The 13,008-nt window shown below is 35.7% G+C and carries 12 protein-coding genes; 10 read left to right on the forward strand and 2 right to left on the reverse strand.

Annotation, left to right across the window (positions count from 1 at the left end):
* Positions 1 to 107 precede the first annotated feature (107 nt).
* The gene (locus F3J23_RS01830) at positions 108 to 1,541 is read left to right on the forward strand and encodes a cytochrome P460 family protein (protein ID WP_167023212.1); all 1,434 of its coding nucleotides are present in this window, start codon (positions 108 to 110) and stop codon (positions 1,539 to 1,541) included.
* 52 nt (positions 1,542 to 1,593) lie between these two features.
* Here F3J23_RS01830 and F3J23_RS01835 read toward each other — a convergent pair whose 3' ends face one another.
* Together F3J23_RS01835 and F3J23_RS01840 are read right to left on the reverse strand one after the other, a co-directional pair.
* Positions 1,594 to 2,247, reverse strand: coding sequence for a ComF family protein (locus F3J23_RS01835; protein WP_167023215.1), 654 nt, complete (start codon positions 2,245 to 2,247; stop codon positions 1,594 to 1,596).
* A gap of 62 nt (positions 2,248 to 2,309) precedes the next feature.
* Positions 2,310 to 3,788, reverse strand: coding sequence for a helix-turn-helix domain-containing protein (locus F3J23_RS01840; protein WP_167023218.1), 1,479 nt, complete (start codon positions 3,786 to 3,788; stop codon positions 2,310 to 2,312).
* A 126-nt stretch (positions 3,789 to 3,914) separates the two neighbouring features.
* On the opposite strand from F3J23_RS01840, the gene aceB reads away from it, so the two are divergent.
* From aceB to F3J23_RS01885, 9 genes are all read left to right on the forward strand, one after another.
* Positions 3,915 to 5,489 carry a malate synthase A gene (aceB, locus tag F3J23_RS01845; RefSeq protein WP_167023221.1) on the forward strand — a complete coding sequence of 525 codons (1,575 nt, stop codon included), beginning with the start codon at positions 3,915 to 3,917 and terminating at the stop codon, positions 5,487 to 5,489.
* A 79-nt stretch (positions 5,490 to 5,568) separates the two neighbouring features.
* Complete coding sequence (gene aceA, locus F3J23_RS01850) at positions 5,569 to 6,852, forward strand: isocitrate lyase (protein ID WP_410497407.1); 1,284 nt, start codon at positions 5,569 to 5,571, stop codon at positions 6,850 to 6,852.
* A gap of 183 nt (positions 6,853 to 7,035) precedes the next feature.
* Positions 7,036 to 7,608 (forward strand): OmpH family outer membrane protein, encoded by a 573-nt coding sequence (locus tag F3J23_RS01855; protein ID WP_167023227.1) that lies wholly within the window; start codon positions 7,036 to 7,038, stop codon positions 7,606 to 7,608.
* Between the two features lie 131 nt (positions 7,609 to 7,739).
* Positions 7,740 to 8,126, forward strand: coding sequence for an acyl-CoA thioesterase (locus tag F3J23_RS01860; protein ID WP_167023230.1), 387 nt, complete (start codon positions 7,740 to 7,742; stop codon positions 8,124 to 8,126).
* 243 nt (positions 8,127 to 8,369) lie between these two features.
* Positions 8,370 to 9,809: a serine hydrolase gene (locus F3J23_RS01865; protein ID WP_167023233.1), complete on the forward strand. Its 1,440-nt coding sequence runs from the start codon at positions 8,370 to 8,372 to the stop codon at positions 9,807 to 9,809.
* 74 nt (positions 9,810 to 9,883) lie between these two features.
* Positions 9,884 to 10,330, forward strand: coding sequence for a 6-pyruvoyl trahydropterin synthase family protein (locus tag F3J23_RS01870; protein WP_047097353.1), 447 nt, complete (start codon positions 9,884 to 9,886; stop codon positions 10,328 to 10,330).
* 24 nt (positions 10,331 to 10,354) lie between these two features.
* Positions 10,355 to 11,125, forward strand: a complete 771-nt coding sequence (locus tag F3J23_RS01875; RefSeq protein ID WP_167023236.1) for a UDP-2,3-diacylglucosamine diphosphatase — start codon at positions 10,355 to 10,357, stop codon at positions 11,123 to 11,125.
* Between the two features lie 186 nt (positions 11,126 to 11,311).
* Positions 11,312 to 12,307, forward strand: a complete 996-nt coding sequence (locus F3J23_RS01880) for an acyl transferase (RefSeq protein ID WP_185156421.1) — start codon at positions 11,312 to 11,314, stop codon at positions 12,305 to 12,307.
* Between the two features lie 147 nt (positions 12,308 to 12,454).
* Entirely contained in the window at positions 12,455 to 13,000 is a 546-nt protein-coding gene (locus F3J23_RS01885; protein WP_167023239.1) for a hypothetical protein, read from the forward strand.
* Positions 13,001 to 13,008 lie beyond the last annotated feature (8 nt).

Raw genomic sequence — 13,008 nt, forward strand, 5'->3', positions numbered from 1 at the left:
ATAATTTCAATTATTTATTATATTTTTTGTATATTTAATTTATTGTTATTGAATATTTTTATTCTTTGATGGTATGTTAAATAACTAATAACCGAAAAACAAATCACATGAAAACACTCTTTGTAAGCCTTTCTATAGGCTTGTTTATGCTTTTGTCGTGTAAAGATGAAAAGCAGCCGGAAATTCCAAACGAAATTGTAAAGAAACAGGCTTTTAAAAACCATTCCGATTCAATACCAAAAGATAGGAAAGATTTCTTTGTACTTAATGCTGATTATCCAAGAAAGCGGCCGGATGTAGGATTTAAATACATGCATGAATTTAATCAGGCTATTACCGTACAGAATGCAGGAAGTTATGTCTCTAAACTGAAAGAATACGCATCACCGCTTATAAATCGGTTTATCAATGAGAAAGATAAATTCAGTGCAAAAGAAGTCGGTTGGTTTCATGAACCGTGGATGGGCAGTAAAAGAGATCCTATCATGGGAACTTATACCGGGAACCCCAATGGAAAAGGTACTTTTAAACATGTAGATAAAGACCAGGAAGGGTTTGTTCTTGTTATGTACGATCCTTTGGCCGCCTTTACCGTTGGAGAAGTTTTTGATTCTAACGGAAATGTTCCTATGAAAATAGATCCTTCCTATTTCAAAGGTTCCAAACCTATTGATAGTCTTATAACTATTGATTTAAGTAAAGATAAAGGGCAGTTTAAAGAAGGAGCGGTCATTGTAAAATTTGCATTCTCAGCACTTAATGGTGATGAATGGGATGATATGAAAGATGCTCCTCTATTTACAATTTATAATAAATTAAACAAGCAGCCCAAGTATGGTTATCATAATGTAAGTTTATTCCAGATAGATGTGGTGGTTAAAGATTCCAAAAGCGCCCCGGATACGGGTTGGGTATTTACAACCTTTGTATATGATAAGAATATCAAATCTAATAATGTTTTAGATAAATTTGTTCCGCTGGGAGCTATATGGGGTAATGATCCGGATGTTGTAACCGATTTTACATCAGTAGAAGTACAAAATCCAAAATTAAAACAAACCTGGATTAATAATAATGCGCCTTATTACAGCAGAGAGACTTTGGGATGGGGAGGAAGGTTAAGCGGTCCGAATGATGGAGCTGTTGCGCTGCAAACCAGTGTTGTTGTAAAAGATAAAAATAAAAAGGATAGCGTAGTACAATATGCAAGATTGCCTATGACATCCTGTATGAGCTGCCACCTGCCATCACAGCAGAGGTTTTCTTCATTCTTACTTCCTTCTCCCAATGGAGGTCGTGCCTTTTTTAATTACAACACTCCTGCGTTCCTTCGTTATGACAGGAATTTAAAAGGTGAAAGTTTTGATAAAGGTCAGTATTCTTTTGATTATAATATGGCAATGAATTATAAAGCGATGAGGGCATACCTGGCCTTCCTGAATACATATTATAAAGGTAAAAATGAGAAAGTGTTGAAGTCGAATATGGTTGAACAAGAAGACGATTTCGAAGAGTACAGAATGAGAAAAATAGACCAATAAATTTTTTAGACCTCAATCTTAACGGTTGAGGTTTTTTTTTGAAATCATATTTCTATTCATCATTTGCTATTACAAGAATACTTATTTTGTTGTCTCCCGCTTTTATGATTTCCCAGGCAATAGAAGATATGGTGTTTCCGGTAGTGAAGACGTCGTCGATAAGAAGAATGTGTTTTCCGGTAATGGGTTGTGTTATAGAAAACGGATTGATGGTTTTCAGCCGGTGTTTTTTATCCTTCAAGGCCTGAGCTTTTGAATAATGATTTCTTTTGATAAGCCGATGATCAAACGGAATATTATAATGCTTTGCTAAAGTTTCAGTAAATAAGTGAAGCTGGTTGTAGCCTCTTTCTTTTAGTTTTTTCGGATGGAGTGGAACACTTACCAGAAGATCGGGTTTTTCATTTTTAAAATTCACTTGTTCTGCGGTCCAGTCTGCAAGAATCTTTCCTGTTCTTTCCCTGTTTTTGTATTTTAGTTCATGGATGATCTTTCGGCTTAGGTTTTCTTTCTCAAACTGCATTAAAGCAAATGTGTTCTCTACAGGAAAAAGTAATTTACATTTTTCTTTCACCGGGTTGTTCTCGAAATAATCAAAATGAGTGAAATGAATGTGGTGAAAGCATATCTCACATACAAGCAGATCAGGCTCAATGATTCTGTTGCAGTGAATGCACCGGTTGGGGAAAAGTAAATCCAATATCATTGTGTGTTTTTTACGAAAATAAGAAATAGTTTCCGGAAGTTGAAACTGGCAGCAGATAAGTTTTAACTTCCGAATTCTTTTCTGATCTTTTCGACTGAACTTTTCATACTCAGATTAAAATGTTCCTTTTCCAATCGTACAGGAGGAGCTTGTCTTACCTCGCAGTCTGCAATGCTGCAGGATTCACAGGTAACTCCTACGTTGATGGTTTTTAAAGATGGAGATTTTATAAAGCTGATCTTTCTGATTATTTGTGAATTCAATAAAATGCCAAGGCAGTAACTTCTATTGCTTCCGTCGGAAAAAGGGTTTTTTTGAGAGGTGGAAATCACAAGATAGCTTATCCCCTGGTCTTTGTAATGGGAAATCTGGGCATCGGTCAGCATTTCATTTTCCTTTAAATGATGAAGGTTTTTTACGGCAATCCACCTTCTGCAGTAATGCTCATTAGTAGCATTAGCATGTGGGGCCTGCTGATGATTAAGATGCAGCTCTTTTAAAATCTGGATCTTATCAGAATCTTTCTTTTTAACAAGACATAAATAAAACAAATCTTTTATTCCCATTTCCGCAGAAAGGATATTGGTAAGCCGGTAATAAAACGTTTCCGGAGAACGGGTAAAGCTGTTGATAAGGTTTTCAAAATTTTTTGGCTCCCATTTATTTTGCTGGAAAAACTCAGAAGTCTTTTCTATAACAGGTTCTTTGGAAATCAATAAAGCGCCGGCGAAGTAAGAGGCATAAAAGTTATTCAGAATCTCTTCAAAACTTCCGAAATCAAGCCATGAATAAGTGTTAGGGCGAATCTTTAATTCCAGAACATTAAATCCTATTTCTTTGGCCAGAATAAAGGTTTTTTGATCCTTCTCAAGTTTCTGGTTCAGAAGCAGCAGTCTTTTTTCAGGAATAAAAAGGGAGCGGAGATTATTCAGAGTTCCATATTTCTCAAAATCTTCGGATTGAATGGTGTAGCTGAATTTTTCCACAAGAATATTTTCCAGAATATCCGATTTTAAATTTTTTCCGGGCTTTATGCTGTTTTCCAGGATAAATTGATCTACCTTTTCCTCTACTTCAGGGAAATAATTATCATACAATTCCTGGAATGATCTTAAAACAGCAAAATAAAATCTTTCCTTTCCAAGATTGTAATTTTGTGAGATTTCAATCAGTGCATTAATAAAAGCGGTAACTTTTTTAGGCGCATCGCTGATGATGCTGATAAGATTATTTTTGTTGATTCCGAACAATTCCAAAGGTACCTCTTTAAAGAAATCAGACTGAAGAATTTCGTTAAAAGGTGCCAGGCTTTTATCAAGTTTTGTAGAAACCAGATCATCAAAAGTGCAGTTCAATGCTTCTGAAAGTTGAATGATCTTGTCATGTTTTGGATATTTCTTTCCATTTTCAATTTCATTAAGGTAAGATTTTGATAATCCGGTTTTTGTGGCAAGATCTTGCAGAGACCAGTTTTTTTTCTGTCTCAGCTGTTTCAGTTTCAGTCCGAAAACCGTTTTGATAAAGTCGCTTTCTGAATTCATTACTCAAATATAAATAATTAGATGCGATTATTCGCATAATATTTTTTAAATAAATTTAGCGAACGTTCGCTGTTTGTGAAAATTTTTATTTATGTTTGTAATGTCAAATCTCAAAATCAGTATGTTATGGAAACCAAGACTCAATTGAAAATAAAAGCACAGAAGCAGTTTGAAGATGTTTTTACCTCTGAACTGACGGATTTTCTTATCGCGCTTCATCAGAAATTCAATCATAAAAGAATTGAACTTTTAGAAAAAAGAAAAAAGGCTCAACTGGAATTTGATAAAGGCATCCTTCCCGGATTTTTAAAAGAAACGGAAGAGATCAGAGAGGGAAACTGGATATGTGCCTCATTGCCGGCGGATTTATTAGACAGGAGGGTAGAGATTACCGGACCTGTTGATCGAAAAATGATCATTAATGCTCTGAATTCAGGTGCTTTTACATTCATGGCAGACTTAGAAGACAGCAGTTCGCCCACATGGGACAACTGTATTCAAGGGCAAATTAATCTTTCTGATGCCATCAACAGAACCATCGATTTTGTAAACGAAAAAGGAAAATCTTATACGCTTAATGAAAAGACTGCTGTTTTACTGGTTCGTCCCCGTGGGCTGCATCTGCCGGAAAAGCATATTGAGATCAATGGAGAAAAAGCATCCGGATCTCTTATCGATTTTGGAATTTACTTTTTCAGAAATGTAAACAGCCTTTTGGAAAACGGAACGGGACCTTACTTCTACCTTCCAAAGCTAGAACATTACCAGGAAGCGCGCTGGTGGAACGAAGTTTTCGTTTTTGCTCAAAACTACCTGGGAATTCCGGAGGGAACAATTAAAGCCACTGTATTAGTAGAAACCATTACAGCCTCATTTCAGATTGATGAAATTTTATTTGAATTAAAAGAACACAGTGCAGGACTGAACTGTGGAAGATGGGACTATATTTTCTCCTTCATTAAAAAATTCAGGAATCTGCCGGAGTTTATCGTTCCGGATAGAGATCAGGTAACCATGGTATCACCCTTTATGAGTGCTTATTCTAAAAGAGTGATTGAAATTTGTCATAAAAGAAATGTCCATGCTATTGGAGGAATGGCGGCACAAATTCCTGTAAAAGATAACGAAGAAGCTAACAATACCGCTTTTGAAAAAGTAAGAAATGATAAGGAACGAGAAGTGAAAAACGGTCATGATGGAACCTGGGTGGCACATCCTGCATTAGTTGCTGTGGCAAAAGAAATTTTTGATCAGCATATGCCGTTAAAAAATCAGATTGATAAAAAATTTGAATATCATATACAGGAAGGTGATCTGCTGGAAATTCCCAAAGGTGACATTACAGAAAAAGGAGTCAGAAAAAATATCAATGTTGGAATCCTTTATCTTGAAAGCTGGCTGATGGGAACAGGAGCTGCCGCTATTTATAACTTAATGGAAGATGCGGCTACTGCGGAAATTTCAAGAACCCAAATATGGCAATGGCTAAAAAATGAAGCGGTTTTAAGTGATGACAGAACGTTAACCCGCCATATGATTCTGCAATGGGAAGTGGAAGAAATGGATAAAATTGAAAAATATGTAGGCGAAGAGCGTTTCAAAAATGGAAAATTTAACCTCGCTAAGGAACTTTTTAATGAATTGATTTTCTGTGAAAATTTTGAAGAATTCCTGACCTTAAAAGCGTACCCTTTTATTTAGTTTGAGAAAGCCTGAAGTGTTTGAAAACTTTCGGAAATCTCCTATTCAAACCCAATAATTCAACAAACAAAATCCAAATATTATGAAAACAAAACAAGAACAAATCCAGGCTATAGAGCAAGACTGGCTGGCAAACCCTCGTTGGGACGGTATTAAAAGACCTTATACCGCAGAAGAAGTCCTGAAACTTCGCGGTTCTTATACCATAGACTATACTATTGCAACGGAAATGTCTAAAAAATTCTGGGAGAAACTCAACACTCAGGATTATGTGGCAGGACTTGGTGCGCTTACTGGTAATCAAGCGGTACAGGAAGTGGATGCCGGGCTGGAAGCGATTTATCTTTCAGGTTGGCAGGTAGCTGCTGATGCCAACTTATCTGGAGAAATGTACCCGGATCAGTCATTGTATCCTGCTAATTCTGTACCTGCTGTAGTGAAGAAAATTAACAATGCTTTATTAAGAGCAGATCAGGTTCAGTCTGTGAACGGAACAGGTAATAAAGAATATCTTGTACCTATCATTGCAGATGCGGAAGCCGGCTTTGGCGGAAACCTGAATGCTTTCGAACTGATGAAGCAGATGATTGAAGCAGGTGCGGCAGGTGTACATTTTGAAGATCAGCTTTCTTCGGCAAAAAAATGCGGACACCTCGGCGGGAAGGTATTGGTTCCTACTCAGGAAGCTGTTAACAAATTGATCGCAGCGCGTTTAGCAGCGGATGTTCTTGGGGTTCCAAGTCTTATTATTGCAAGAACAGATGCGGATGCCGCAGACTTGCTTACTTCTGATATTGATGACAGAGATAAAAAATTCGTAACAGGAGAAAGAACTTCCGAAGGGTTTTATGTGGTAAAAAACGGTGTAGAGCAGGGAATAGACAGAGGGTTATCTTATGCACCATATGCGGATCTGATCTGGATGGAAACTTCAAATCCTGATCTGGAGCAGGCCAGAAGATTTGCAGAAGGAATTCATGCTAAATTTCCCGGAAAAATGCTTGCCTATAATTGTTCTCCATCATTCAACTGGGCGGCAAGATTAAGTGTTGAAGAAATGCTGACTTTCCGTGAAGAGCTTGCAAAAATGGGATATAAGTTCCAGTTTATCACACTGGCAGGATTCCATGCCCTGAATACAGCAATGTTTGAATTAGCTCTGGCATATAAAGAAAGAGGTATGGCAGGGTATTCAGAATTACAGGAGCGCGAATTTGCATTACAGCAGAAAGGATTCAGAGCAGTGAAGCATCAGTCTTTCGTAGGGACAGGATATTTTGATGAAATACAGAATATTGTCACAAACGGTTCATCAGCCACCGTAGCGATGAAAGATTCTACAGAAACAGCGCAGTTCCATTAGTCATTTTTTCCATATTTTTTGATGATAAACCTTCTTCTTATTTGGGGAAGGTTTTTCATTTATTTAAAGTGATTTTAGATGGTTTTTAATTCAATTGATATTTTCAGATAGAAAAGCTCGAATACCAGATGATGAATAATGAAAATTTAAATTATATTTGGGGACGAAAAAATATTATTAAAAATGAATTTAATTAAAGTACTTTTTATTACATTAGGATTAACACTTACTGCAAATGCAGCAAAAGCTCAACAGAAGATTGGGAACGTAAACACTGATGACATTTTTGCAAGTTTATCTGAAGTAAAAACGATAAGTGCAACAATTGATAACCTGACTAAAACCAAGCAGACTGAAATTGAAAAACTGATCACGGATTATCAGACTAAACTGAAAGCTGCACAGGATAAAGAAAAAACATTAAGTGAAGCTAATAAAGAAGCGGTAACTAAAGAGCTGATTGCTGCACAGACAGAATTACAGACTTTGGGTAAGAAAATTGAAGAATCAAGAGCGCAGGCGGCTAAAGATATTTCGGCAAAGCAAAATGAATTATTTACTCCGCTGCAGCAAAAAGTAAAAGCTGCTATTTCTGCAGTAGCTAAAGAAAGAAGCCTGAACTATGTATTTGATACCTCAGGACAGGATTCCAACAATCTTATCTATACAGACGGAAGTGAAGACATTACAGCTCAGGTGAAAACAAAGTTAGGAGCTACGGCAACTGCTGCTAAGCCTGCAGGAAAATCTAAATAAGAAATTCAATACACTGAATATAGTAACGGAATCAGATCTGCTGATTCCGTTTTTTTTTGTACAGAAAAGTATAAGATAGAATGAAGAAAGTTCTGTTTGAAAATGATAAATTTGAGTAAACTTTCAGGAGAATGAATTTAATGTACGAAAAACAGATAAGAGTAGCAGAAGAACATATTGATCAGAACAATCATGTGAATAATGTGCAGTATGTACATTGGGTGGAAGAAGTAGCAGCGGAACATTGGGATCTTTTGAAACATCAGACCGAATATGTAAATGATGCATGGATGCTTCTGGATCATCATATTCAATATAAAAAACAGGTTTATTTGAATGATATCGTCACGGTGAGAACATATCCCATGTCTCCTGAAGGAGCTAAGCAGCCCAGAAAAGTTGAATTTTATTGCAACAATGAACTGGTGGTAGATTCCAGTACACTTTGGATTCTGTTTGACCCCGAAACTAAAAAAATCAAGCGTCTGGAAAGTGATTGGCTGGAGAAATTTTTTTAAACGAAATTCAATAGATTATAAAGTTTTTTATTGTAACTTATTGTATTGATGGGTGTAACAGTCTTCGCTCTGGAAAGAAATCTTAAAAACAGGAAGTATAAAGTGAATAATAGGTTTGAACAGATAATGAGATAATTCTTGATTGGAGACATGTTGAAAGAAAAAAGGAAATAATTTTTTTCTGAATGTAATATAACAAAACCCGCAGCTGTTTTAATAAAGAAACATTAAACCAATATCACCATGAAATCTATTTTAACAATATTGTTTTCAGGTTTATCTCTTTTGAGTTACAGCCAGACGGCAGAACAGACAAAAGCAATCGATAACTATATAAAAAAGGTTATTCAGATCAATGAGATACCAGGAATGGCCGTTGGGATTGTAAAGGATAATAAAATAATTTTCCAGAAATATTATGGAACAGAGACTTTGGAAAGCCCTAAAAAGGTGAATCCGAGTTCCATGTTCAGAGTGTATTCAAATACGAAGCTGATGTCAAACATTGGTCTTTTTCAGCTTATCGAACAGGGAAAGGTATCTTTGGAGGATAAAATTTCAAAGTATATTGACGATTTACCGGCAGAATGGCAGAATATACAAGTGAAAAATCTTTTATCACATTCTTCCGGACTTCCGGACTGGATTAATTTCAATGATATTACAAATGATGAAACCAATTCGAAGGTTATTGAAAGATTGGCAAAAGAAAAGATAGAATTTGAACCAGGGAGTAATTATAGATACAATCAGACCAACTATATGCTGATCTCCATGATCATCGAAAAAATAACCGGAGAAGCATTTGAAGACTATATTGTAAAGAACCAGTTTTCAGATTCCGGAGATCAGGTGGTGTTTTCATCCAATTCCATTGAAAAAATTCCCAATAGAATCATAAAATATATTTACAATAACAATACCCGTCAATATGAAAAGTCTACATTTGTAGAAGGCAGAAGAGCACATTCGTCCAATGGTTTGGCTATTACATTGCCTGCATTTTTACAATGGAGCATTCATCTTACCAAGAATGATTTTCTAAAACCTGCCACACAGGAGCTGATGTGGAAACCGTTTGAATATAAAAATAAAAATATTCTCTTCACTAACGGATGGGATATGTCAACCTTTAATAATATAAAATCATACTCCTATTCCGGTGGAAATGTAAGTGCATACAGAGTTTTTCCGGCCAATAATATGGCTGTTGTAATGATGTCCAGCGGATATAAAGAATTTCCTGTGTATTTTACTGTGATCAATCAGATTGCGGGAATTATGGATAAACGATTACTGAATCCGTATATGCTGGCAGAAGAATATACAAAGTCTCAGCCTCTTGTTCATCCCAATCTTAAAAAAGAAACCTACGGATATCGCACAGAAAAAGATAACGTTATTTTTTCTTACCAGTTCCCTGAGAAGCAAAGTGTGGAATTTATTAAAAATGTTTCAGTTGCAGGCTCTTTTAATGATTGGAACCCTGATCATCAAGCGTACCGCATGAGCCTGAAAAAGAATAATATTTTTGAATTGGTCTTACCAAAATCTCAGTTTGAAAAAGGAAAAGTCCATCAGTTTAAATTTGTAATGAATAAAACCGGCTGGCTTTCTGTACCTTACAATGCTGTCAATGTTGAAGAGTCCAGGGATAACAATTTAACCTTGAAGATCGATTAAAGAGAATATTTTTAATATCACTGCAATAGAAACAGTCTTTTCTGTGTTACGCTGTTTTGTCATATCTTTGCAGTATGATACGTATTACAAAAATTTTTACATTCGAAACCGCTCACGTACTTTACAATTACGATGGGAAATGTAAAAATATGCATGGACATTCCTATAAACTGTTTGTAACAGTAAAAGGAAAACCGATTAATGATATTGAAAACCCTAAAAACGGGATGGTGGTAGATTTCGGAGATATCAAAAGTATCGTAAAATCTGAAATCGTAGACGTATGGGACCATGCGGTTCTTGTTAATGCCTTATCTCCACATAAAGAATTGGGCGATGACCTTGAACAGAAAGGACATAAAGTAATCTATTGCAGCTTCCAGCCAACCTGTGAAAACATGTTGTACGCCATTGCTGCCAAAATAAAATCAAGACTTCCAGAAGGAATTTCTTTAGCGTATCTTAAACTTCATGAGACCGAAAACTCTTATGGAGAATGGTTTGCAGAGGATAATCAATAATTTTTACCCAACAAAACTCAGAAGGTGTTAAAAACTACAATTAATTTAGAACCTGGAAAAAAAGTATATTTCGCTTCAGATCAGCATTTTGGTGCTCCTACTCCAAAAGAGAGCAAGGTACGTGAAGAGAAATTTTTACGCTGGATGGATGAGATCAAAGAAGATGCTCAGGTTTTGTTTTTAATGGGAGATCTTTTTGACTTCTGGCATGAATGGAAACATGTGGTTCCCAAAGGATATGTACGTGTACTGGGGAAAATTGCTGAACTTAAAGACAGGGGGATTCATATTTATTTCTTTGTCGGAAACCATGATCTATGGATGAAAGATTATCTGGAAGATGAAATCGGGTGTACCGTTTTTTATCAGAAACAATATTTTGAAATGGGAGGAAAGCAGTTTCTGCTGGCGCATGGAGATGGACTGGGTCCCGGAGATAAAGGATATAAACGAATGAAAAAACTATTCACAAATCCTGTGGCACAATGGTTTTTTAAATGGATTCATCCTGATATTGCAATGAAAATCGCATTATATCTTTCCCAAAAGAACAAAATGATTTCCGGAGAAGAAGACAAAGCCTTCCTGGGAGAAGATAAAGAATTCCTGATCATTTATTCCAAAGAAAAGCTGAAGACCCAGAAGATCGATTATTTTATCTATGGGCACAGACACCTTCCTATGGTGCTGGATTTAGATCAGAATGCAAAATATATCAACCTCGGAGACTGGATATCTTACTTTACCTACGGGGTTTTTGAAAAAGATTTTGAGCTGAAGACTTTTGAAAAATAAAAAAAGTTACCTCTAAAAGAGATAACTTTCGAACAGGCCGAAACCCATTCTTGTTTTTAATCCATATTCCAACTAGGTACTTGCAAGAAGTTTACCAAAATATGGTTTTGACATTAAAAAAATATTAAATAAAACTACTTTATCTTTATAATTGCTTTATACTGAGGTGATAAAAGTTTAAAAAATATGGAGCTGAAAAATATATTCAACATACAGACAGAACAGGATTTCCTGAATGCATCATTGAAAACATTTCGTTATCAGTATGAAAATGTTGAGATATACAGGAAGTTCGTAGATTTTTTAAATATTAATCCTGATGAGGTGGAAAGTCTCGAAAATATCCCTTTCCTGCCTATAGAAATGTTTAAAAATCATCAGATTCTGGATAAAAACGTAACAGCTGATCTTTTTTTTCAGAGTTCAGGAACCACACAGATGAACCTTTCAAAACACTTCATTGCAGACCCGGGACTTTATGAAGAAAGTATTTATAAAAGTTTTGAACAATTTATCGGAAAACCAGAAGAGTTTGTTTTTCTAGGCCTGCTTCCAAGCTATCTGGAAAGACAGAATTCATCATTAGTTTATATGGTTGATTACTTGATGAAAAAATCTGATAAACCAGAAAATGGATATTTCCTTTATAATCATTCTGATCTTTTGGACCTTCTCAATCAGCTGCATGATAAAAAAGTGATTCTTTTCGGAGTTTCCTTTGCCTTATTAGATTTTCTGGATTATTGTCATTCTGAACATAGCTCCAAAGAATCTTTGAATTTCCTTGAAAATTTAATGGTTATTGAAACAGGAGGAATGAAAGGTCGAAAAGAAGAAATGACCAAAGACGAACTGTTGAAAATTCTGCAGGACGGCTTTAAAACCGATAAGATTTACTCGGAATACTCTATGACGGAACTGCTTTCACAAGCATACTCCCTTGGAAATAATGAATATAAATGTCCAAACTGGATGAGGATCATGATCCGGAATGCAGAAGATCCCTTAGCGTACGAAAAAGAAGGAAGAACAGGGGCTATTAATATTATAGATTTAGCCAATACCCATTCATGCTCGTTTATTGCCACTCAGGATCTGGGAAAAATAGACGGTGATAAATTTCAGGTATTAGGAAGAATAGACCATTCTGATATCAGGGGATGCAGTTTGCTGGTAAGCTAAAAGCGGATAATTGTGAATAGCCAATTCGCTTCGCTTGTCAATTTTGTATAACGGATAATAATTGAATAGACTCTGCACCTTTTGCTGAGTGAAAAGCCTTTGCGAACATTACGTTTATAATATTTTTTACATTGTATCATTATAGTCATGATCAAAATTGAAGAACTCATACATGCTTACATCCATTCTCATTGTGATTTTGAAAAAGAGATCGTGATGACGAATTATTTTCAGGCGGATTGGGAAGCTGATATTTTGGTGATAGATTCAGAAGGGAGAAGCCATGAAATTGAGATCAAGCTTTCAAAAAGCGACTTTAAAAATGATTTCAAAAAATCATATATCAATAAAGATACTGGTGAAAAATTTCTGAAGCACGATAAAATTTCCTGTGGAGATTATGTCTGCAATGCATTTAGCTTTCTGCTTCCAATGGGAATGGTGGATGCATCACTGATTCCGGAACACTGTGGAATTATCGAATTCTATCATAACGTAGATACCTGGGAAACGGAATTCTATCTTATCCGGGAACCCAGAAAACTCCATGAAGATTCTTACTGGAAACTCAATGATAAGGATCTTTTTATACGGAAAATGGCACTCAGCTTATTGCAGCGTAAAATGGAAATCAAAGGTAAACATGAAGAATTAATCTTCAAAAATCCTTTTGATATCAAAAAACTTAAGTAATCATAGCC

It is taken from the genome of Chryseobacterium sp. Tr-659 (genome assembly GCF_011752975.1).
Lineage (GTDB): Bacteria > Bacteroidota > Bacteroidia > Flavobacteriales > Weeksellaceae > Chryseobacterium.